Annotated in this window: 7 protein-coding genes; 1 reads left to right on the top strand and 6 read right to left on the bottom strand. The window is 45.1% G+C overall.

All coding sequences use genetic code 11. From position 1 onward, the window contains the following. The first annotated feature begins 20 nt into the window (after positions 1 to 20). The gene (locus L0B18_RS02945; RefSeq protein WP_234567702.1) at positions 21 to 320 is read left to right on the top strand and encodes a hypothetical protein; all 300 of its coding nucleotides are present in this window, start codon (positions 21 to 23) and stop codon (positions 318 to 320) included. 11 nt (positions 321 to 331) lie between these two features. On the opposite strand, the gene L0B18_RS02950 is transcribed toward L0B18_RS02945, so the two are convergent. The 6 genes from L0B18_RS02950 to L0B18_RS02975 all read right to left on the bottom strand — a co-directional run bounded on the left by L0B18_RS02950 (position 332) and on the right by L0B18_RS02975 (position 25,300). Beyond that, positions 332 to 1,033 (bottom strand): InlB B-repeat-containing protein, encoded by a 702-nt coding sequence (locus tag L0B18_RS02950; RefSeq protein ID WP_234567703.1) that lies wholly within the window; start codon positions 1,031 to 1,033, stop codon positions 332 to 334. 4 nt (positions 1,034 to 1,037) lie between these two features. Continuing rightward, positions 1,038 to 7,991: a BspA family leucine-rich repeat surface protein gene (locus L0B18_RS02955; RefSeq protein WP_234567705.1), complete on the bottom strand. Its 6,954-nt coding sequence runs from the start codon at positions 7,989 to 7,991 to the stop codon at positions 1,038 to 1,040. Positions 7,992 to 8,686: 695 nt separating this feature from the next. Beyond that, positions 8,687 to 8,845, bottom strand: a complete 159-nt coding sequence (locus tag L0B18_RS02960; protein ID WP_234567706.1) for a hypothetical protein — start codon at positions 8,843 to 8,845, stop codon at positions 8,687 to 8,689. A 213-nt stretch (positions 8,846 to 9,058) separates the two neighbouring features. Continuing rightward, positions 9,059 to 11,074, bottom strand: coding sequence for a hypothetical protein (locus L0B18_RS02965; RefSeq protein WP_234567708.1), 2,016 nt, complete (start codon positions 11,072 to 11,074; stop codon positions 9,059 to 9,061). Between the two features lie 6 nt (positions 11,075 to 11,080). Continuing rightward, positions 11,081 to 13,099 carry a fibronectin type III domain-containing protein gene (locus L0B18_RS02970; RefSeq protein WP_234567710.1) on the bottom strand — a complete coding sequence of 673 codons (2,019 nt, stop codon included), beginning with the start codon at positions 13,097 to 13,099 and terminating at the stop codon, positions 11,081 to 11,083. Positions 13,100 to 13,249: 150 nt separating this feature from the next. Continuing rightward, positions 13,250 to 25,300, bottom strand: a complete 12,051-nt coding sequence (locus L0B18_RS02975) for a hypothetical protein (protein ID WP_234567711.1) — start codon at positions 25,298 to 25,300, stop codon at positions 13,250 to 13,252. Positions 25,301 to 25,306: the final 6 nt, after the last annotated feature.

Here is a 25,306-nt window from a genome sequence, read left to right on the forward strand (position 1 = left end):
TTTTAAGTAATACTTTGTGAATGTTTGAATTCTTGATCCATGCAATTTTTTCCTGGAAAAAAGATCATTTCCTCAAAAATCTTGCAAATTACGATCAGCTCGACTCCAAACAGCCCGTCATGATGTTTTCCGGCTCAAGCGTATTTGTCATTATGCCAAAAACAATGACTCCACCGCTTAAACGAGAGAAAAGTGAACTCAAAAAAATCGCTCTGAAGACGAAAAGTATTCTTTCCCCATCGACTCATTTTCTTTTTCGCCAACGAGGTGCTTTTGGCGAAATCTCACCCAAGATCCCGGTTATTCCAAACTCAGATTAATGTTGAAGCGTTTACGGTGAGAAGAGGATTCGATATTCCGTCTCATCAGAAAGGTTCAATTCTACACCACTCTCTTCCAGCATATTGATACTGATGGATTCGTTCGAATCCGTAAAAATCAGCGAACCAGAAATATCTTCGATTTCAATATCCCAGCTCAGGTTTATTGAATCAGAATCACCCGGGTTGATAAGGACCGTCCATTCCGCTGAATTGGTGTAAGGATTCCTGAAATCATGCAGGAGCTGGCGGTCACTGTTTTCAAACCAAGCGTATAGAACGTCATCCGGCGGCGGCGGCGGGCCTTCCAAATCGAGATCCGTATCAAATCCGTCGGTAGCGCCCCACATCTGCCCAAACGAAAGTTCAGAGATCACTTCGCCATCATCCACCCGTAAATCAATTTGATATTCGTTTCCGGCGAGGACAAAATTAGCATTCACCTGCATGTTTTCAGTCAGTGTAATATTCAAAGGATTTTCATCCGATTGGATATCGCCCGACCAGTTGGAAAATCGCCAGTTTTCGTTGGCAAGGGCAACGAGTTCCACCTGCTGATTCTCCGAACCTTGCCCCGAAACCAAAACGCTTCCCGCAGTTGAGGGAAGCACACTCGCCGAAATGGTGGGCAATTCATCCCCTTCCTGGAGAACATTACATCCCGCAAACAGAAGAAAAAGAAATACCAGACTACCTTTTTTAAACACTTTCATGAGCTTATTTGATGAGTGTAATTTTTTGAATCTGGGGTACATCTCCGGCTATAAATCGTACAAAATACATGCCGGACGAAAATTGCCGGGCATCAAATTGAACCCTGTAATTACCGGAAGCCTGCAATTCGTTTGCCAATATCTGCACTCTCCTTCCGGCTACATCAAACACTTCAATATTCACATGAACCTGCTCATGTAACTGGTATTGAATGGTTGTGGAAGGATTGAAAGGGTTCGGATAATTGGGCAGCAGTTTATGATCTGTGATCACTTCATCCATACTGATTTTTGCCAGCTCAACCCGGTCGTATTTCTTCTCAATCTGAATTGATTTTCCGGGAAGCAGGTCCACTGACCTTTCAACACCATCATCAAACAGAATGAATCTCCATGTGAACTCCGGTGCCGGCTCCAAACCATAAATACTGACACTTATCGGGTATTCATCTGATTGTATAGCTATCAACTCATTGTCATTGTTCACAAGATTTAAATTCCTGCTGGTTCGAATATCCAAAGCACCGCCCGGCGCAATTGGCGGAAGCATATACTGCATTTCCTTCTCGTGATTTACAGACTCCTCTTCAATCCACAATTTTCTTTTTTGATGGAGTCTCGAAAACTCAATCCATTTATTTGGCGAACGATCCGTCTTCTGATGTTGAGCTACCACTACTTTCTCTTGAAAAGCGTTACTTGATGGAATCATTTCTAATTCTATGACTCCGTCACTTTCTGCATAGATCCAGTAACCTTCATTAGGATTCAGAATCTCTGCCTGTTCATAACCACTTCCTGAAAAACCAAATACAGGCGTTGAAGTGAGGATCTCTGATTCATCAATAATGTTATTCACAGAAACGGGAGCAGAAAGACTGCCAATTAAATTCCAACCTTCCTGAAGTTGAATAGTGGAACTTGTTAAACCCGAACCAGTGATCGGTAAAACTTCGGCATCAAATGTTTTCGATTTGATCCAGTACCCGCGAGTCGGCTCCAATTCTGATGACTGCTGGTAGTGGTTATTGAATGAAAATAAGGTGGCATTCTCGTGATTTGGAATCGCAGTGCCTATGGGGTTACTCACCAGCTTCCATTGAGAATTATCAGCAACAATCGCGCTGTTGTAGAAACTCACTACATCCGATAAATCTCCCTCAATGCCTTCTGAATTGACAGCAGATACAGCGTAAAAACTTGTCGTCCCTCCCGGGTTCGTGTCGGTGTATTGAAATGTTCCTCCCGCAACCTGCGCAATCTGATTCAAACTTGCAGATGCAGCTCCTCTGTAAATCAAAAACCCTGTAATATAATCGCCGCCGCCGGATTGCCATGCAAGTTGTACACTGTTTTCGTCACCATCTAATCCGGTAATAACGGGGGGGTCAGGAATTGGATCCGGTGCTTTTTCAAAGGTAATCTTTGGCTGATCTTGCAGCGTAACACCCGAAACCGTTACAACCACGGATACAGTTTCCGCTGTATTATTTGTCACCTCTCCTTGGTACAATCCAGGTTCTGTTTCTTTCAATGGAGAGACAATCCCATTCCCTGAAATCTTGATGCTGAACTCACTAAGGTCTAAACCGATAATCATTTGGTTTTCCGTATCCCTGAGAATAATGAAAATGACAGATGCATCTTCTCCATCGGCAAGGTGTGGAGTCGTTGCGGTCACTTCAGAATTGAACGCATCGACAAACTGCCCCGGTGCTTCAAACAAAATTTTCACCTGGTCATCCAGCAAAACACCTTGTGCCGAGATACTCAAACCGACTATACCTGCCGTATTACTGACAACGAAAAATGTATACACGCCGGGTTTTTTCGTTTCTGAAACATCCGAGATCTCAGCCGTTCCCTTTATTTCAATTTTGAAATCATTGGATGTAAAACCGCTGATGAGTTCTTTCTCTGCATCCCGAAGTATGATGGTAACCGTAGACGCATCCACTCCATCGGCGAGATGTGGAGAGGTGAAAGAAACGTCAGAAAGTGACGGATCGGCAACCACTTCCGGCACTTCAAATACAACGGATTCCTGATCAGAAAGGGTAATTCCTTTTGCAGTTACACCCAGAACAACCGTTCCAGGTTCCGAACTTGTCAGATTGAAGAAATAGATACCTGGTTTTTCAGATTCAGTGACTTCGCTTGGCGTTGCATCTCCTTTCAGGGAGATCTGGAAATCTGCATTTGTCAATCCGGCAACGGGCTCTCCTTCAATATCTACAAGATTGATCCTGATGGTGGAGGCATCCGCGCTGTTTGCAATATGCGGCGAAGAAGCAGTCATACTCGATTTTTCTCCATCCACAATCTGAACAGGGGTCTGAAAATCTATCTCTGGCTTGTCGGTCAGTTCTACTCCGCCAGCTGTAATTTCAACCGTCACGAGCTCATCAGATGTATCCGTTACTGTAAAACTGTATGTGCCGGGTGTATCTGTTTCAGCGATTTCTGAAGCTACGGCGCTGCCACTCAAATCAATCAAAAAATCCGGCAGCGAATATCCTGATATAGGGTCGTCCGCCTCGTCTTTCAGCACAATTGTTACGGTTGATATATCAATCCCATCGGCAATATGCGGAGTTGTGGCTGTGACTTCTGAGTTTGAAGCGGACACCACCTGAACCGGCGTTTCAAAATTAATAGTTGGCTTATCATTCAGTTCAATACCATTCGCTGTGATACTAACTTCTACCATTTCTTCAACGGAGTTTGTAACGGTAAAGGAATAGGTTCCTGCGGTACTGGTTTCGCTGATGGTGGATGCATCCGCACTGCCGGTTATTTCAACCAGGAAGTCAGGTGAAGAGTAGCCAATGACAGGGTCATCATCCTCATCTCGCAATACAACGGTTACGGTGGATTCGTCAACTCCGTCTGCAGAATGAGGTGAAGTTACGGTGACGACCGAATTTTCAGCGTCCACAATTTGTGGAGCGGAATTAAAATTGATGGCCGGTTTGTCATCGAGTTCTGTGCCATTCGCTGTAATGGATATTGTGACAACCTCTTCCACAGTATTGGTTACTGTAAAGCTGTATGTGCCCGGTGTTCCGGTTTCTGTAATCTCAGCAGCTGTAGCGCTTCCGCTTAAATCAATCGAAAAATCTCCAGACGAATATCCGCTTATGGGATCATCTTCTTCATCTCGCAAGACAATCGTTACAGTTGATTGATCAGATCCGTCAGCCGTATGCGGGCTCGTAGCGGTTACTTCTGAATCGGATGCATCCACAACCTGAGGCAGAGCTTCAAAATCGATTATCGGTTCATCATCCAGTTCTGTGCCATCGGCGGTAACTGTGACCGTGACGATTTCTTCTGCTGTATCTGTTACGGTAAAAGTGTATGTACCGGCTGTGCCCGACTCTGTAACCGCAGAAGCTGAAGCACTTCCGGTCAGTTCAACCGAAAAATTTCCATCGGTAAATCCAGTAATCGGGTCGTCTTCCTCATCACGTAATACAATAGTTATAGTCGATTCATCCACTCCATCGGCTGTATGAGGAGTTGTGGCGGTAACTTCCGAATTCGAAGCACTCACAACCTGAGGAGAAACGCAATCACCCGCAAGAGCATCACCGTCAATTGACCAGCCGTGATTATTGATCAGGTTATTTCTTGCGGCTTCTGCGCAGTAGGTAAGGCCGGCGGCTCCAAGAGTCAGATTCTCAGGCCCGCCATTTCCTTCAACCAATACGGACCATGCTTCAAGCAACAGATCATAATTTTCCCTGGAAAGGCCGGAATTATCAAATAAATTGATCATATCATTGCCAAAACTTCCGGTTACTCCGGTGATGTCCCAGCCGCTTAAATCCTGGTTAAAGCTCGTGGCATTCTCGAACGTTCCACCACTCACGCCATCGAACTCTCCCATATTTGTCACATTGCTTACATCCCAATCGCCAATATCCTGGTTAAATGAGGTAGCATTCATAAACATGCCTGAGAGGTCCGTTACACTGCTCATATCCCAACCCTCGCCTGAACCTGAATTATACCCGATATACTGATTAAAACTTTCAGCCCGGGCAAACATTTGCCTCATGTTCTCTACACCGCTAACATTCCAGCCACCGATATCCTGATTAAATGACGTGGCATGTTGAAACATCTGTTGCATGTTGGTCACATTATCCACATCCCAATTGCTGATATCCCCATTAAAAGCACTTGTCTCATCAAGTTTCCCCTGGAACATTCGCCGCATTGTTTCAATATTGGAAACATCCCAGTGATTCAGGTCACTATTCAGCTTCACAGCCTCTCCAAACATCCCTTCAAGCGAAGTTACATTGGTGAGGTCCGGCGCATCCGTTGCGTTAATCTCAAGATTCACAGCCCCGTAAAAAGCAAACACCATTGAACTCCATTCAATATCACCCCATTGTTCAATAGACATAAGTTCCTCTTTTTCTGAATCCGGATAATCAAAATTGGCAAAATGGATCCGGGGAAAGTCTTCGTAAATTTCAACACGGTAGATTCCCGATTCAGGTACGGAAATGGTAACATCACCGGTATTTTCGAGCAGAGTGCCATTCACATTGCTATCATCCTCCTTTTCCCAGTAGACGGCATAATTGTAGCCCGACCCCGAAGTTGGGATTTCGATGCTTGTATCATCCGTATCCCAAATAGTAATGAAGGGATCCATACCAGAAATGCTGCAACCCGTGGCGATAGAATCCCCGTTAATCGTCCAGGAATTGGGTGCGTCAATCAGTATCTGCCGATCGGCTTCGCTGTAACAATACTGCAGTCCATCGGCACCAAGTTCTACATTGCCCTGTACGGTTTGGCCCGCCCATCCTGAGAGAATGTTGTCATAATTCTCAACAGAAATCCCGCTGTTATCCAGCATAAATTCCATCAGAATCACATTTGAAATATCCCACATCCCAATATCCCGGTTAAAATTTGAAGCGCCCCGAAACATCGATTCCATCTTCTCTACATTTCCGGTTTCCCAATCGTCAAGAATTTGGTTGAAACTGGATGCCCCCCAAAACATGTTCGCCATGTTCTCAACACCCGATACATCCCATTGATTGAAACTACTGTTGATGGATGATGCATCCTGGAACATGGAATAAAGCGAAACGACATTGGTAAGATCAGGCGAATCCGGCGCATTGATTTCGAGATTGGATGCACCATAAAAAGCGAATTCCATCTCATCCCACATAATTTCTCCCCATGCTTCAACCGACAGAATCTTCTCTTTGTCGCCGGAATTGTTGAAATAGATCCGAGGAAAATCACCCCTGATTTCTACAGTATAAGTACCGGCTGTGCTGTAGGTGTGCTCAATAAAATGTGAGGTATTTGTTCCCGGATTCAGTGTATAAGATTCATCCAAGCCATCGCCCCAATCAATCGTAAAATCATATCCGTTTCCAAATAAAGGAATTCGAATTTGGTTGCTGTTTGAATCTCCCGGATTGGAGGTATTCCAAACGGTTGTGAATGGATCCGTAATAACCGGGCAACTGGCAGCAAGAGCATCTCCATTAATTGTCCAGCCTTTATCGATGAGGGTAGTCCGGGCTGATTCTGCACAATATTCCACGCCATCCGCTCCGAGAGTAATGCCGGAATTCACATCCTGAGTGGCCCAGCCTGTCAAAATACCGTCGTAATTGGGACGTGAGAGAGCCGTGTTATCAAACATATAAGTCATCGTGTTGGGACTTTCCACACTCTCTACATTCCAGCTCCCAAGATTCTGATCAAATGAAGACGCCTCATAAAACATCCTGTACATTGATGAAACGTTACCTGTATCCCAGCCGCTGATATCCTGGTTAAATGCAGTCGCGCCGCTGAACATGCTGTTCATATTTTCAACTTTTTCAGGTATCCAGCCGGTAATATTTCCGTTGAATGATTGTGTATTTTGAAACATACTTGCCATAGTCGTCACTTCAGAAACATCCCAGTCATTGAGATCCTGGTTAAAATCATCAACCGAATTAAACATTCCCCCCATATCTGTTACGGATGACACTTTCCAGCCACTGATGTCTCCATTAAATTTATCCGCATTTTGAAACATCCCGCCCATGTTCCAGACATTTGAGACGTCCCATCCTTCGCCCGTTCCAGAATCGTATCCAATATCCTGGTTAAATACGCTGGCTCCGTTAAACATTCGACTCATACTCTCCACACCCGAAACATCCCACTCACTGATATCCTGGTTAAAAGAACTTGCATTCTGGAACATCTCAATCATTCCGTTTCCCGTTACCCCAGATACATCCCAACCGCCGATATCCTGATTAAATGCATCGGCGTTGCTAAACATTTCACTCATGTTTGACACAGCATACACGGTCCAGTCACTGATGTCTCCGTTAAATGATATTGCCCCGTTGAACAAACTGCTCATATCTTCAACATTGGATACATTCCAGTTATTCAAATCAGAATTTATAGCCCGTGCGCTCTCGAACATTCTTGCCATTGAAGTGACATTGCTCAAATCCGGCGCATCCGTTGCATTGATCTCGAGGTACTGGGCACCTCGAAAAGCGTTCTCCATACTGGTCCACTCGATGTCTCCCCACTGTTCTACAGATAGAATTTTCCGGCGGTCTCCTGTTCCTGCAAAAAATATTCTGGGGAACTCTCCGCTAATCTCCACCCGATAAATTCCCGGGTCCGGAAACTGAATGGTAAAAAATGGAGATGTAAATGTTTCGGTGCCATTCACGCTTGAATTTGTAGTGTCCTCCCAATAAACTGTGAAGTTGTACGACTCGCCGTTTGCATGGGGAATCGTGATCTCATCATTCGCTGTGAATCCGGAATTTTCAGTATTCCAGATTGTGATGAAATTACCCGGATCTCCCGGAGTAATAGACGACTGCGCCTGTACACCCGATGCGGAAAGAATAACCGCAACCACTATTAATATGAATACTCGAAATTGCTTCATGTCTGTCGGTTCATTACTGCCTCTTGCAGAGATTAGATAAATCACTCTGTTAGTATTGCGAAGGAAAGAGGGGAATCACGACATGGTGAGGTGTGAAATTTTGGTGAGATATTAAACCTGACAGCACCTACTGGATCTGTCAGCGTTGATCTTTTTGCGTTGATCCTGACGCTGACAGGAGCTTCGCACGCTGTCAGGTCGCTTAATTATTGCTATTTATTCTCCAAAAGAGACTCTTTCGGGAATATTCTTTAACCTGAATTCTTCATGAGCTTGTTTGAAATTTTCCAATCCTCCAAACCTTGTTATTACCTCATCAACTTCAGTAAATGATTCCCGCTTTGACATAATATTATGAAAAGACGAATAGGGATAGTTAGAGTAGTTTTTTACAATATTATGATGAATTGGATTTCGATGTATATAACAAATCAGGTTCAAAAAATTAGATTCATCGATAATTCTTATTCTTTTAAACGGGCCCTCAATTAAAGTACCGGATCGATTTTCTTTTTATTTATATATCTGGTATAGCTATTCATCAAATGACTTATCTGTTTTGATGCGTTAAATGGTTTCTTTTCAGGACATATTTTTCCATGATAAACCCCGCTTTCAAATTTGTGTTTATTACTCTTGAAAAAACTTACCTGTTCGTCAATTTTTTTCACTCTAATGAGGCAATGAAAGTGGTTTTATATCAGGCACCAGGCAAACGTTTCGATAGCTGGACTTAAATAATACTCGTACTTTTTCAGGAAAATCCGATAATCACTTTTGTCAAAAAATAATTTATTTCTTCCGGCGCCTCTGTTGTAAATATGATAGTAGCATCCCTCTTTCAATGCTTCCATGGCATCTTCAGAATATTGATTTCTTGATGATTACGATTATGCAAAATGTAGTGGAAAGCAATAAATCTGACAATTTTTTGTGAAAACAAACAACCTGACAGCACCTACCGGATCTGCCAGCGTTGATTCTTTCCAAGTACCGTTTTGTCGACTGACGCTGACAGGAGCTTCGCACGCTGTCAGGTCACACTTTCCCTTTTTAAAAAGAGATTTTCAATCCAACAACGCCCTTACTTCCTCAAACTGGTTGGCGCGGTGAAGGGCATCAATCAGAAATTCTCTCAGTACCGGATTTTGTTTTTGATGATTGTACCTTTGCAGCCATCTTCCGCAAAGTTCATCAAGCTTTCCGTTTTTTTGATGAATGCGAACAAGTGACCGATATGCATCCTCATTTTGATCATCAAGCGTGAGAACGCGTTCGTATGAAAGAACGGCGTCATTAAATCGGTCCGATTTAGAATAGACGTGTCCAAGATAAAGATGCGTTTCCTCGTCAGCATTTCCGGTTCGTGCTGCACTTTCAAAACTTTTCAAAGCTTCTGTGTACTTTTCATGCTCATAGAACAGCAATCCTTCCTGGTGATACAGAAGTGTACTCTCTTCAAATTCTTCCAGACCTGTGTGCAGAACCTCCAATGCGTCCTCAAAAGAAAGTCTGTCTGATATCATTACAAACATATCCTGTAATTCACTGCTGATCTCTTTCAATTCTGTAGCATTTTGAAAGATTGGGGGATTCTTTGCCCGCAACTGGTTCAACCCGAATTGCACCTCTTCCTGCGTTACTTCTTGCCTGCTTTCATACAATTCAATCATTCCGTTCAGTGTATTAGTATAGGCAGATTTTCCTGCAGAACTGCCTTTCTGTTGATCCTTCAACAAAATCCATTCGGCCCAGCCTTGATAGATCGTATCTTTCAGAGGCTCGAGCACCTCTTCTTTTTCAACATCTTTATCTAACAACCGGGCATACTCGATTCTGATTTGGCTGTTTTCATTCTCCTCCAAAAACTTCCGGAAAATTTCTTTTGCTTTTTCATGCTTGCCATTTTCATTCAAGACTCTTCCAAAATCGGCCAGCAGTGTTGAGTCATCCGGCCATCTGTCCAACTGTTTTCTATAGATCTCTTCTGCCGCTTCATACTCCCGATCATATAACCATGCTCTTGCAGAAAGACCGGCGTATGCAACCTCATCATACTCAACAGCCAATGAATCAAAGTAGGTACTGGCCATCTCATATTTTTGAGCTGTGATTAATTCGGTTCCATACTCTTCCAATAAGTCACGATCATTTGGAAATTGCTCTTTTTCCATCTCCAAAACCTGCAGCAATCCGGCTTGATTAAACCGCTGACGATTGATATCGACCAAAGCCCTGTATAACGAGCGCTCTTTCGGGTGATCATTGATCATCTGTTGGAAAAAGAGGTTTGCCTTTTCAGCCTCATTATTTTTCAGTAGCGCTTTGCCATACAGAATTGCCCGATCCATATTTACTGGCTCTGACCTGTAAAGAGATTCCAAACTATTAACCATCTGCTCCGAATCCTCATTTCTTTCTGCAATCTGAGCTTTCATCAAAAGAAGATTCTCAGCCTCCGGAAACTGCTCTATCCCAACGTTAACGGCTTCTTCTGCATCGTCCCATTTCTCCTGCTGAATCAGGATATACGCCAGATTATTATGAATGGACAGGCTGTCGGAATGGATCTCTCTTGCTTTGTAATAATAGTCAGATGACACTTCCAGTTCTTCGTTTTGAAAAGCAAGAGCCGCTGCCCGTTGATAAAGCTGACCCAAATACTTTTGTATGATGTCACTTGTAATTCCATCAATCTCTGAATGCTGTGATTCATCAATCGTTTGATCAACTTCTTGAAAAAGAACAATCGCTTCATCTACATCGATATGAATAAGGGCTTCTCCTTTCATCACTTTCAAACGTAGAAAATCGGGGTACTCTTCGAGTCCTTCAGAAGCAATTTCAACCGCTTTTTCCGGCTGCTGTATTAATAGATAGGAACTTGTAAGATAGGTATACACATCCCGCGGCGGATTCTGGAATAGCAGTGACTGTTCAAATGATTGAATGGCATTTTCATACTCTTTCAATTCATAAAACGTCATGCCCTGCTGAATGGAATGCTGGAGAGTTTGAGCTTCGATTTTACCGAAAAAAATCAGCCCAAAAAATAAAACCAATATGATGTGTTTAACAGACATTCTCTCCTAATTTGTCACAGCCTGAACAGGCCTTGCCGTTCTTGCTTCTCTTCCAATCCCATCCACCGGAAATACCTTGAACCACTGGCCGGCTGTGCTTCCATTATGTGAAAACCGAGTGGTATCCTGTGACGCCTGACCAATAAGCTCATACATCCCTGTCGCAATATCAGACCGGTAAATATGAAATCCTGCAACCTGAGAGGGATCGATGACCTGCCATTGGAGCAAAACCTGCCCATCGGTAAACAACGCCTGTACATTTTTTGATGGAACCGGCGGATGGATTTTATGCACATTTAAAATTTCTGATGACACAGCTTCCGACTCATTTCCCAAAGAATCGACAGCCGTCACGGAATAGATATACTCTCCGTCTAATTCAACCATCCGATCCAGCAGGTAGCGATCACCCTTTCCATTTTCACTGAGCAATCGTAAGGAGTCTGCATTCATATCCCGGCGATAAACATTGTACGAAATCACATCCCCGGAAGAAGACGCATTCCACGCTACCTGAACTCGCTCGCCGCTTCGTATTTGAGCCTGCAGAGTTGTTGGAGGTTCCGGCGGGGTAAGATCCGGAATCTGTATCTCTACCCAGCTCGTATCACTTCGGTTTCCATTTTTACTGACAGCCACAACCCCATATTCATAGGACACTCCCTCCCTGAACCCATCAATGCCGTATCCAAAATCTGTTAATGAATTTTCAAGATGAGCTTCATCATTTAACTGTTCATACAGGTCTCCACTTTTTGGGTTGATCTGCCGCCGGAGAATCTGATAGGTTTGAAGCGCCCTGTACTCTTCGCCCGGACTCCATTCAAGTTGGAGGGCACTTAAATCAGTATCAAAAACGGCTGCAACGTTTGTAACCGGTTCAGGAATCCGATAATCCCAGATATACACATGCGCTGGGTTAGACAGCTCTCCCTCGTTTCCATTTTGATCTATTGCCGTTACCGCATACCGATACTGAACGCCCGGTTCTGCCGACTCATGAACAAAGGCTGTTTGAAGAGGGGAAAGGATTTCTTCGGTCAGCCGGGTGTATTCTTCTTCATCCGCCCTGGACATATAGACGTGATATCCGGCCAATTCGAGATCCGTACTTACCGGCCAGACAATCTCGCTTTGATAATCTTCCGTTGCGCTTGCGTCCACATCGGTGATAATCGGCGGAGGCACATTGTCTTCAATGCGCAACACCACACTTTCACTCGCAATTGACTGCCCGGAAATATCCACAGCTTCCACCCAAAATTCGTACTCCCTGTTGAGGCGGGGAACGGTAATATATTTTCGATGCTCGGTGTCATCACGGGTTCGGACGAAAATCGCATCCGTTGCATCTACCGTTACGTTGCTCTCTGTATCCCTATAAAATGTTTTGAAACGAATCACATTCCGGGTTTCCGGGGCGTCTTCCTGTGTCGGGTATTGCCAGTCGATGGTAACTCTGCGCCCTTCATTCGTACCTAAAATATTTGATGGAGGAGCCGGACTTTCAGAAACAAGGGGAGCAGAGCCTTCTATCGTTTCGCCGGTGGGTCGTTCCAGGTCGTTTACAATTTCAAACCGGTAGGATACTTGAGACCCAGACGAAATATTTTCGTCCAGGTAGGCCCGGCCCAGAGCTATTGCAAGTTCAGGCACTGCGGCATTAATGATCGCATTGGTTTCTGTTTGAGCTCTCAGCATCAGGAAAATCCGCTGCGGACTCTCTCTGTCTAATTCATCCTGAATCAACTCAAATTCAGGACCCATTGCCTGTTCAAGCTGAAATCCGTTTTGAGCGGGAAAAAAGGGCTCCGTTGTTAATCGCTCCCAATCTGCTTCATCAACTTTACGGTAAAGATGATATCCGTGAGAAAATGGAAGAGTGTAATTGTGAATGATGTAAACACTGCCATCATTCCGGGTAAGAATGTTCAGGCTATTTTCATTCACCACAGATTGTGCGACAGATACACATGGGCTTATAATAATCGCCAGCAAAAGATAGCCGATAAATTTAGACACTGATATACGCATAAAATGATCAATATGATAAAAGCTAATCTCCCCAGATCTTTCCCCAACGTCGGGGAGGGGAAATGGGGGCACATCCCCCGAGTTCTTCCGATTCCGATAAATCGGATCGGTTTCACTTTTCCCCTTCAAAGGGGGATGTTATCTAATTGTAGTGGGTTGATCGAGATACTCAGTCTTCACTCTGGTTAAACCCACTCTATTGGTAATGCGTATTTTTACACGGAATCCCGACATGGGTAGATTCCAGTCCAGTGGCGGGAGAGAGCCACGGGCGTTCATCACTCCATCAGAATCTCCCTGGGTATCCATATCTTGCGCCGGAATATAGACAGACCATCGACCCGGTCCGCTTTTCGGGCCATTTTCTACCCAATATTCAACCTTATCTATCCCAGACTCAGGATCCTGAATATTTGAAACATTTACGACTGTTCCACCTGATCTTTGATCAGCAATGGTTTGAATATTAAAATTTAATGGAACCGTGGAATCGAAATAGAGAGGCCCGCTTGCAGCCATGTTTGACACAGTTCCATCTTTACTCACACTTCTGTAGAATACATAGACGGGTCCATCCACACCTGCAAATTCAGATCTATCGATCGTTATGTACCGCTCTGTCTCTCCGGCCCCTCGCTGATAATATTGGTCGGAGGTTCTAAAATCCCATTCTAAATCAACTCTGTCAGCACTTTGAAATGGCCGAACTTCCGGTTCTCCATTCAGGGATTCCCCAATGGCATATTGAATCCCAATAATGTCGGATTCGGGATCATAAGGAGGTTCCACAATGTATAACCTTAGACCATCGTTATAGACTTTCGCTTGGGCTTTTCCGGGTTCGGGACGGGTCAAATCCTCAACCCTAAACGGACCAAAAGTATTGATAGAACTCTTATTTCCGGCGTTATCTACTGCACGAACATGCCAGAAGACTCTTGAACCAAAGGTTAATTCCGAGTCAGTGTATTCCAACTGTCTGGTTGTGGTTTCATAATCGCCTACATTAAAAAGATTGGTTGGAGCATCAGAATCTTCCGAGAAGATATACTCAAAATGCGAGATTCCGGATTGCTGATCAGTGGCCTCTATCTCATTAATCTTAATAGACGGTACATCATAGAATTCTTTCCAGCTATTGTAAACCGTTGGGTTTTGTGTGAATGGCGGTACTATGGTTACCGCATCATAAACATTTGTCAGGCTCGGATCCAAAAACTGGTCAGATTGCGTATTCAGATTATAACTAATAGATGTTGGCGCTTCCCCGTCATACAGAATCGGCTCTCTGAGTGAAGTCGGTTGACTAACTTGCCCAAGCGTATTTCTCACTCTTGCACTGATGTAATAATCCTGATCCGGCTCCATATTCAACGGTTGTGTGGGACCCGTCATTCTTTGTGCGGGAATTTCTGAATCGAACTCAATCTGACCTTGCAAAAGTGTCCAGTCCAGAACATCCGTCCTCCCCGGACTTGTACCTACACTGTATTCCCATTGACCAATCCCCACATTGGAATCGTACGCAAGAAGTACCAGATCAAGTACACCCGGTTGGTTTGTCCAAAAAGCTCTTTCTCCATCAAACTCAGCTATTTGGTAATTTTCGGACAGGTTAATGATTGGGGGTGCCGGTGGTTCTGTAGAATTGGGAACAATGCTTTCACCATAACCTGTAGGACTGTCGCCATCAGCTCTGACATTTACAGTAAACGATCCTCTTCTTATCGCGGTATTTCCCGCTGATCCCCTCACTCTGACTCCGAAATTAATGGATCGGGTACTTCCACCTATGCTGTGGGGGTAGACTGTAAAACTACTTCGGTTTCCGACTGACAGGTAATCGTCGAGACCCATGGTAATATCCGTATCATCCGAAGTCGTATAGATCATATTTACACTGGTCTCGATAATTTCATCCGGATGAGAAGCAGTCCAGACAATATCTGTTTCGTTGTAGTGTGAATTAGCCGGCAGATTTGGATAGATCGAAATATCGGTGATCTGTGGCGGCTCTAATTGTTCAGCCAGGAAATCTGCGGCCGAATCGTAATTGTTAAATCGACGGTCTTCAATCGTAACATTTTCTTCTGTATCATCTAAATCATCTGCATCTTTAAGCCCTTCACGCCATACCAGGTACTGATCCATCATGTTATAAGAGATGGCCGTTATATTCGCTTTAATACTATAGAATTCATCCAGCGTTTGTGTAATGTTGACCAGTGGAGTTAAGACCTGCTCTTTATAATCTGCATTGGTTTCGAAGATCAAATCAAACAAGACTGACAAACCTCTCTGTTTTAGGGTTAGCAATCCGTCCCGGTTCATATTATACCAGAAATTTTCATTGATCTCTTCTATTTGATCCAGATCGTTCCGCACATTTGAGCCCATCGGGACAGAGAAACGGTCATGAATTTGCTGAACAGACTCCGGTGCGCCATTTGATCCCGGATTAGGCAGATTGATATTTTGTACAAACTGCAACTGATTACTCCCCCGGGTAGTAGGGATCGATTCCTGTTCATATTCGGACATTGCGATGATAAAATTCTCCCTGTCCGCCAGGTCCCGCGCATAGTTATTGATCAGCTCACTGGGATAATAATTTCCCATGGCCTGTAAATTAAGATAGTTATCAATATGGTTTTCCTGGTCTTCAGACAACTGTTCAATGGCGTTCAAAATGGCAGAACTATACATATCCATATGATCTGCTCTATCATCCAACCAGAATTGTTCAGTCCAGAATTTATTGGCATCCAGGGCGAAATATCGCTCCATCTCTTCATAGATCTCTCCATAAGCATGAGCCATATTTATCAGGTGGAAATTATCAGCTTCCGGGGTATCGGTCTGCAGGAGGTTCCCCATCTCATTAAGGCTCGATAATACGTTTTGAATATCACCCCGCATCTGGGCGTCCATCAATTCCAGTTCAGCCTGGTACTCTTGCGTGCTTTGAATTTGCTGACCAGCCAAATTATCATTCACGTCAAAACCCACAGACTGCGTAGCATTTACCGATGGTGTGGGTTTTGTAATGCTTTGAACCGGGGAATTGGCCATGCTTGCGATCAGATTATCCAGAGTCTCTTGTGCAGAAGCCTGGAGTTCGTACGCCGTTACCATATCCTGTGTGATTTGGTCCTGTATCCCTTCCAAAATATTCCCGGCATTGGCGGCCGCATTTCGGTATGATGACGGATTTGGAGTTGGGTAGGATGGATCTGGAGCCCGCATTACATCATTCCTCACGTCCTGCAAAGCGGATGGGAGAGTTGCGACTGTTTGAGAATCATGAATTTCGTTATCCCACGCACGGCGCTGAGACTGATTCAGTTGATAGAAGTTAAACCCGGCTGCCGTCACTGTTTCGGAATCCGAAATGAGCTGACTCAGCGGTATGGGTAAAGACATTGCCTCGGCCGCGGCAGGAATATCAGTCATTAACGAGTAAATATGATCCTGGAACTGCTCTACCTGTTCACCTGCCTGGGCAACCAGATCCGCATGTGCTCCTGATCCGGTACCAAAACCGAGTCCGTCGCTGTTCGAGTACGATGCCCACACCGATCCGCATTGTTCAGAACCCAGCACTCCAACACAACCACGTACAGAGGCAAATAACTCGTATCCTGGACTTTTGGTAACAAACGCTGCCTTAGCCTCAGCCGATATTGTAAACACGGCCAAAATGGTTGCTTCCACATCAAACATAACATAGGCACCGAATGGATACTCATAATTCGAATCTGTAATCACCCAAACAGCGCCGGTTACATTACTCTCAATAGCCATCAGGGGAATATCCAGATTAAAGCCGAGACTCACTTCCAGCATGACACCCGGATTTCCGGCCAGGAAATTTCCCTCTCCTGTCAGGATTCCTTCAAAAACGTCGAACTGTGCATGTCCCACAATACCCCAGGCCCTGTCGTTGCCATCACCCGTCATAAAAAATTCGATTCCACCGCTTCCTTCAAGCACAACCGGCACCACGATATTGATCTCAATCCCAACCGCCATCGCAAATGGATTTCGCTGAATAGAAGCCGACATCTCGCCCTGTACCTCCGTTCCGGCAATGCTGTTTTCACCGTCTAGCCCCATAACGGCCACCCTCGCATCCATATAAAACGACTGGCTGGTAATCTGGAAGAATGTGGATCCCTCTACAACATATTGACCACCAGTCCCCGCAATCCCCACTGCGGCATAAAGCATCACGGCAAAGTCTGCCTCTCCCTGGATAGAGGCTGACTCCGGATCTACCAACTCATGTCCAAAAGCTGCAAGACCGTCATGAACCATTTCCAGGTCTTCCTGAACCGGCCTGTAGAAAAAGCCGCCGCCGGCACCGGTCAGCGTTACTACTCCGGGTACAATCGGAACTCCGGCATCGGCCTGCACGGCTACAAAAAGACCAAAACTAACTTCCCCGCCGATATTTGAAAATTTACCGGCTACCAGTGCACTTACCTGGTCCATAAATGTTCCGGTAGCGGCAGCCCTTAAAAGCACACCGCCATCTTCCTGCACGTAATTGATGCTGGCATGCATTTCAAAAATGCTGTCGATCTCGATAAATGCATTTTCAATCGTAAGTGATGTTAATCCATCTGCTGTTTTGTAAAACAGAATCTTATCCACTCCACCGCTTATTCCGCCGGAATCGCTATTCGGATTGGCTGCGATACTCAGGTGAAGTGCTGAGCCGTCGTTCGTTCCGCCAACTTCCTGACAAGGGCCAAAACAGAGAACTTCTTCAACACTGATACTATTTGTTTCCACTTCACTGGAATCGAAATCACCGCTTGCCTGGAGTTCTTCTGGTGATTTTTCTTCTGTATCCGCCAGATTTATCGTTGTGTTTTCCGCGTAAATGAACTGCCCCACTTGCAATGTGGCTACATCCGCAACGGTTATCGATCCGCCCTGAATATTTCCAAAATCTACCAAGCCTTCTTCCGTAATTCGAATACCGCCATAATTGAGGCTGGCTTCCACTTGTTCCATGTTTAAACCAGCTTCCCCGGAGAGTAAAATTTCAAATCCACTGTCGTTTGATGAGTTCACATCCGCTGCGACGGCAATGGTGAAGAAACTCAGTTCATATTCAAAATTCGCATTACCGGTAATGTTATATAGTATATCGAGTTGATTTCCGGCGTAGGTAATTCCAATTCCCGGGTTATTCGGAAAGTTTGCAGCTTCACCAAATTGGATAACCGGATCAGCTTGCTGGGGATCTGATTCATTCGTTTGCGTGTCTAAGTAGATATTTCCGTTGGCATAGACACCGGCTTCACTCCATTCAAACGGATCGATGTCTGCTTTGATTTTAGTGAGCTCAAATTCTCCAAATCCAAGCAGAGGAAATCGCTCTTCCAGGTCGAACTGCAAACCGGTTTGATCCACAACAATTTGGCCGTCTTCCCGATAAATATTAAGCGCTCCGATACTTGAGTATTCATTTGCCGGTGCCGGCAGTGTGATCTCAAGTTCAGATTCAACGCGAATGCCATCTTCAAACTGAATCCCGAGAGATTGCAGCACCAGGTAATCCTGGAATATTTCAATATCAGTGGCGGTTATCTCATCCAAAGCAAACTCTCCGGATGTGGAGATCTGAAGACCGGTATAGTCGATCTGCTCCTCTAAAAATTGGATATTTCCATCCGTACTCAGAGATAGTTCACGGCCCGTCAACGCAATCGTCGGATCAATCAGCCCAAGAACCAAAGCCCCGTCCAACAGACTTAACTCCTGGTTGCCCAACTCACTAATAGCCGATCCAATTCCGAAGTGAATCGTCGGTGAAATTTGATAATTATCCACACCGACTTCTAAATCTGAAATAGAAATGACAATCGGTTCATCCAGTATCTCTTCCAGAGAAATTTGTCCGTCGAGGTTCAGATAGAAGGAATTTCCATCCGAGACAATATTGATACCATCATATTCATTGAGGGAGAAAGTGGCCTGGCCAATTCTTAATTCATTGGTCATGCTGCCGGTATCCAAATCAAACCCCCACTCACCATCATTCCAGGAAGCGTTAAAAAAGACTGGGGCGTTTTCATCTTCCAGGATCAGGCTGCTGGCCAGATAACCTGCAAAACTGAGGCTGTTTCCGGAATTCCCAAACGTCGCTTCAATTCCCTTTAAACCGGCTGTGAACGAATCCGGACTTGAAGCGCCATTTACATTTCCATTTAAATTAAAGGTGAAAATGGGGTCCGTAGCCGGATTGTAAAAATTGCTGACTTCTCCCACAGAAAATGTGCCGGACTGAATTCCCGATTCATCTAAGGTGGCATATAATTCCGTATCTACATTCGCATCGTACCCGTTGAAAATTGAGGGCAGATCAAAACCGAGGCCGACCTCAAGCTGCACACCATCATCTACAATAAGCTGAAGCTGTTTCAAGCTGACAGGCAGGTTGAGCCGGTCTTCGAGAGACGTTTCCACATCAAGGGTAAGTGATCCGCCTGTAACATTAAAAGCGTCATCCGTTTCGAGGTTGAAGCTTACTTGCGTTGTGAGTGAATCGCCAGAGGATGAAAGCGATGGGAAAACAATCGGCAGAAAATCTCCATCTGTTGAAAGCTGATAGCCGCTTTCTGTTGATTCTGCTTCGATATAGGGATCTCCATTTTCATCCTTTAACTGGATATAGGCGATCTCTTCCGTCGGCAGTCCCAATCGGGCCGGAAACAGTGTAATAAGGCCTTCACCCAGATGAAATCCATCCTGATCGATATATGCAATGGGTTCTTCAGCGGGCTGATTATTCTGGTCCCAATAAAACTCAATCAGTCCATTTGATAGCGACAAGCCGTTTAAACTGATCGTAGCATTGTTAAGCATTTCCACTCGTAAATTCGAGTATTGCTCGCCGGCAAATTGCAGGTTTGCCGCTGATGAGCCGTTAAATCCAAGGCCATTTTGATCAAGTAAAACGGCTGCTGACAAATCCATTCGAAGAGCATCTCCTGCCGGCATGGGAGAATCTGAACTCACCAATTCGAACTTAAACGGATTTGGATTGAGCTGTATGGCAAAATCTGCATCAAGAGTCGCTGAACCGCTCAAAATTTCGAACGTTGAAAGGTCGAATAACAGATCATCGAACGTAACATTCGCATCCACATCTCCCTCGATTAAGCTCCCCTGTCCGCTGAAAGCCAAACCGCTCGAATCTAAAAGTGCTTCATTCACCGTCAAAGAAAATAGCGGAGTCTCGGCACCGAACGGCATATTCCACTCAAAAGGTTCTGTTATGCCGATGGAACCGTCACTTATTTCACCTGTGATTGCATTCAACTCTAGCTGACCTGCAACCGTGACTGGTGGTTCATCTCCCGGAGCAGGAAGTGTGATATTCACTCCGCCATCAATCGTAGCTGACTGACCGTCTTCCGTCTGGCTGAAAAACAGATCTGCGTTGGTCACTTCCATGGAGACCGGACCCAATGGAATATTTCCACAGGGCTGAATATCGTTAATCACTCCTTCAAAAAATTCTCCTTCTATAATATCCAGTGAAAACTCTGCATAGTCGGTGCAGGACTCAGGATTTTCATTTGCAAAGACAGGAAGTTGCGCCACCTCGCCGTTAATACTAAACGATGCTTTTTGCTGGAATTCACCTTCTTCCTCAATAACTTCAAGTGCACCGGATATCTCCTCAACCCGCAGTACTGGGGCGTATGTAGCATTGGAAACTGCAAGATTAACCGTTCCAAGCGGTGTGAACGGTTCCATCTCACCGACTAAAAAGCCTTCCTGTAATCCGACATTTGTGAAGAGGAGTCCGTCCGGTGGAATCAATTCATATTCCTGGAATTCCGGCAGGTCAACGGAGAAATCCATTGAAAAATCAGGATCAAAAGTGCCGCCTTCTCCCCAAGTGTATGTAATTCCATTCAGCGTTCTGAACGCTAAAAGGCTAAAATCAAAGTCGTTGATATTGATCGATGGCAAATTTAGTCCCGGAATACTGCTTTCGTTGATATCCTGAGGAGGGATGTAAATACCGTCATTTCGGAACTCAAACTCCCTGAACGGCACGGATAGTTGTTCTCCATTCGCAAATCCGGTATTGAAATGACCATTCAGTACAATCGCATATTGGAATCCTTCCGCTGTGTTGTAACTAAATTCTTCCATTGAAACAATCTGGTCCAGACCTAAACCATATCCATCAATGCCGATGGTTGGCGCCGGATTCAGTTCATAACCGGTAAAATCTTCAATTGCAACGTAGCCCGGCTGTCGGCGAAGAGTAAGATCCGCTCCGGTTTGATACCCGTCATCCGTGAGAATATCAAGACTTCCGGATACGCTGAAATCGTAAACGGGACTGCCTGAACCTATCACCATTTCAAAGTTTCCATTTAGCGAATCCACGTTGAAGATGACCCGATCTTCAGCTGCAAGCGACAACGGAGCGTCAATTCCGTTGGCATTGATATCTGCCCGAACATATCCATCACCCCGCAAATAGAACTCGGAGGGTTCATCACTTTCAAGCTCCTGCCCAAACAGGTTCAAATTCCCTTGGAGAAAAAGTGCTTTGGTCGGTGTTCCCTCAATATCCTGTACTCCATATTCAATGTAATGGGGTGTGAGAGGAATACCACGCGCTATGAGATTCTGAGCCAACGTCGGATCTTCCGGTGGTAAGTTTGCTACAATCGATCCGGAGACTAATTCGGCGTAAAACGGGTTTGGCGTGATGACCACATCGTTCATTGTAACATCTCCAATGGTAGGCGGAGAAGCCGGATCGAGATATGGCACAACGAGATCCAGCGACGTATCCGGTGGGGTTGAGATCATGATATTTCCATCATCCAGAGGAGTGATGTCAACCAAAAGTGAATCTCCTTCCCGCAGCTGTAAATACGCGATATCCATTGTGGGAAGCGGCAGGCGTTCCGGGATCAGGTACTCGGTGAAGAACGTCATGACCGGATGAAAACCGCTCGGATCGAGATAGGCAAAATGAGCGTCGTCAAAGTAGAAATCCACCTGCCCGGCGGTGACGCCAACCGGATTCAGAGACATCCTGAAATCATCGCCATATTCTGCTACCACCAGCGAATCGAACCGCTGATCGTTGAAGGCAACGGATGCAACGGCTGCCCCTGAGGAGCTGAATCCAAGAGAATCGATGTACGTCGTAGTACCGAGTTCCATTAATAGACCGGGATCCATGGAAAGTTCAGAGCCACCCGCCTTGGATTGGAAGGTAAGATCCTGCAGGTTGGATCCGATTCCGACTTCAAATGCAAACGAATCATCAAAAATAACCCGCCCGCTTTTTACAGTACTGTTTTGGAGATCGTATAAAAAGTTATCGAAGGTAACGCCCATGGAGGTATCCGGGAGCATGAATGATTGTCGCCCATCCACAAAGAACCCTTCTTCGGACAGTTCTGCATAATCCAGGTGAAAGGTGAGCACCGGCATTTCGGCTGATGGAATATGCCAGTCGAACGGCTCATCGATAATAAACGAGGCCTCAGTGAACTCGCCGGTCATCAGGTCAATTTGAACGATGCCGTCCACTTCCAAGCCGTCCGGCATGGTAATGACTGCATCGGCATCCATAATCGCCTGTTGATCGCCCTCAGGTGTCAGTGAGAAATCAACAAATGATTGCGTAACCCTGGCGTTAAACGGACCAATTTGCAGCGGGCACTCCGGAACCACATTATCAATACGTCCGCTGAATCCTTCTGACAAAGAAAGTGCTTCCTGTTCGAACTGAAACATCTGTTCTTCACCACAACTGAAAGGAAAACCGAGCAATAATTCGCCTCCGAGATTCAACTCACCAAATGGACGGATTTCTCCTAAACCCGGGTATTCAAGACCTGCTATTCCAGACAGAGACGTAAAATTCAGAACAAAACCCGGACCAAAATTCCATGAGAAATTGCCTCCATCAGGTAATGAAAGACCACTGGTAACTCTGTCCTGATCGATATGACCATCACTGACATCCAGTTCTTGCCCCGCCATCGATTCGGGTGCGCCAGATCCGGATTGTACATTCGCATTCCCGCCAAAACTGATATCCCAAGGACCGGGGCCTTCGCCGTTCCAGTTAAATAGAGGAAACGTAAACTCATTGAGCCGAAATGTACTCAGCTCCAATTGCAGCAATGGCGTATTGAATGTAGGCAGTGATGTAATACCAAAATCCTCTGCAAAATCGAACTCACCAAACTCAATACCTTCGCGGGTTACAACAATGTCACTCATGGTGAGAGATGACCATTGATCAAATGCCTCAATCTCCATCCGGGCATCCATCTGAAGTTCAAAATCCCATTCACCGGTAGCGGATGCGTAACTCAGGTCAATGAACTCGGTATTCTCAAGAAGGAGACTTGAAAAACCGAGATCGATCTTTGGATTGAATTCCGGGCAGTGATTGCCGGTTGCTAACGCCTCAAGACCACTCTCATCACTAATATCAACAAGTAGATTTACGCCGCAATACTCTTCGTTCGTCGTTTTCATACCCAGCGAACTGCGGAGTTCCACATCATATCCCAGGTCGTCTGTTTCAGCATTCATACTGAAACTTCCGAAAACACGGTTTACATCCATGACCAGCATGTCATTATGCTCAACAAGTGATACGCGAAAGGTTTCATTGCAGAGAATATCCATGTTTAATTGAGATCCCGAACTTGTGAAATTGCTCAATTCACAGGGAGTATCTGCACCCAGGATTCTGCCGTCACCGGTGGCCCACATTCTGTTTTCGGGATAGCTTAAGCTGAGGGTAGTCAGTTCGAATTCCAGGAATTCTTCGTTGAACTCAACAAGCGGATCGCCTGAAATTTCTACGGTTCCGCTTAGGCCGTTTCGATCCAAAACCAGTTCTCCGGCCGCATCAACCCAATTCTGATCCGGAGTTTGAAGGGATGCATCCACCGTAAAATTCTGACCGAAACTCCATGACAATTCATCAAATTGCACCCATGGATTTTCTTCAGGCAGCAGATCGGTCAGAAAATCAGCAAAAGCATTCAGAGAACCTCCCATCAGGATGGGATTTTCCAGCGATGTTTTTTGGATTTGAAGTCCCGTTACGTCAACCGTTGTCTCAAGAGTTTCCAATCCGTTGAATTCGAGAATGAGCGTTGCCTGTCCATTAAGCTCGTAATTGCCCGGGTTTTCAGTAATGGACAACGAACTTACATCACTCAGAGTGGCAAATTGTGGAATAAGTGTAATCTCATCCAAAAGAGCGATATCTCCATCTGGAATTTGCATTGGATTCTGAAAAATAAATGTGCGTATCTCTGTTAAGCCTTCGTTCTGAAGCGGTACATTTCCGATGGCGTCACTCGCCGTAATTTGCCATGCGTATTCCGCTCCTTCATCAAGCGGTAAAAACTCAGGTGTATAAGGAAGGGTAGTGATTCCGGTCATTGTTGTTTGCGCGTGTGCACGGTTACTGTTTATGGCCTGAAGGGGTGTCTGCCCGCCTAACACTTCTACCAGCAGAAAGTCGTACTCCAATTGAATACCGGCGGTATTTACCACGGGTGTCCACGCAAAAATGGGCACGTCCATGGTTACAATTGAACCATTCGGCGGAGATACCAAAATTGGAGGTGACGGATATTGAACGGAGAAATTGGCAATCCCGGGAATGGCTGCAATGTTTGAGGAAGCCGCCGGCCGGGCTTCTATTCGAATGGTATACTGGCCTTCCGGGATGGTTCCGGTTTGAATAATCTGGTTCTGAATTTCACTGTCCAGTTGCCGGTACACATCATCGGCACTTTGAGGAAAAATCAGTTCCTCGAAAAAAGAGGTAAACACATACGTTCCCGGAGTAAATGCACGTGGCAATGACTCTATTTCTATAATTGTGCGATTATTTTTTGATACCGTGAAATCAAAAACAAAATCGCCCGGCTGACTTGTAAAACTGGTGTAATTGAAGATGACCTGGTATTCTCCGGTTACAAAACTGCTTTCTATATCTTCGGCATAAGGACTGGATAAAATTGGTGGAATCCCGACGATGGTTACCTGTGATGAACTTTGCGCAAAAACCTGGTTAAAACTGCATGCCAGGACAATTATCATCCCGAAAAGCAAATAAGCTCTTTTAAGAAACGCGGCGGTATAAACTTTTCCTTTCATGATATT

The sequence above is a fragment of the Rhodohalobacter sp. 614A genome (genome assembly GCF_021462415.1).
GTDB lineage: Bacteria > Bacteroidota > Rhodothermia > Balneolales > Balneolaceae > Rhodohalobacter.

Excerpts from the sequence above, each read along its gene's own strand:
- L0B18_RS02945 (WP_234567702.1), top strand. The coding sequence starts at position 21 with ATGTTTGAATTCTTGATCCATGCAATTTTTTCCTGGAAAAAAGATCAT.
- L0B18_RS02950 (WP_234567703.1), bottom strand. The coding sequence starts at position 1,033 with ATGAAAGTGTTTAAAAAAGGTAGTCTGGTATTTCTTTTTCTTCTGTTT.
- L0B18_RS02955 (WP_234567705.1), bottom strand. The coding sequence starts at position 7,991 with ATGAAGCAATTTCGAGTATTCATATTAATAGTGGTTGCGGTTATTCTT.
- L0B18_RS02960 (WP_234567706.1), bottom strand. The coding sequence starts at position 8,845 with ATGGAAGCATTGAAAGAGGGATGCTACTATCATATTTACAACAGAGGC.
- L0B18_RS02965 (WP_234567708.1), bottom strand. The coding sequence starts at position 11,074 with ATGTCTGTTAAACACATCATATTGGTTTTATTTTTTGGGCTGATTTTT.
- L0B18_RS02975 (WP_234567711.1), bottom strand. The coding sequence starts at position 25,300 with ATGAAAGGAAAAGTTTATACCGCCGCGTTTCTTAAAAGAGCTTATTTG.